Annotated in this window: 1 rRNA gene; it reads right to left on the reverse strand. The window is 58.8% G+C overall.

What is annotated here, in order from left to right:
- A 16S ribosomal RNA gene (locus PUR53_RS00270) occupies window positions 1-267 on the reverse strand; the annotation flags it as partial.

The raw sequence follows: 267 nt of genomic DNA on the forward strand, positions 1-267 counted from the left end.
GTCCCAGTGTGGCCGGTCGCCCTCTCAGGCCGGCTACCCGTCGTCGCCTTGGTGAGCCGTTACCTCACCAACAAGCTGATAGGCCGCGGGCTCATCCTTCACCGCCGGAGCTTTCCACACTCATCAGATGCCCGAGAGTGTTGTATCCGGTATTAGACCCCGTTTCCAGGGCTTGTCCCAGAGTGAAGGGCAGATTGCCCACGTGTTACTCACCCGTTCGCCACTAATCCCCACCGAAGTGGTTCATCGTTCGACTTGCATGTGTTA

The organism is Streptomyces sp. SP18BB07 (genome assembly GCF_036322545.1).
Taxonomy (GTDB): Bacteria; Actinomycetota; Actinomycetes; order Streptomycetales; family Streptomycetaceae; genus Streptomyces; species Streptomyces deccanensis.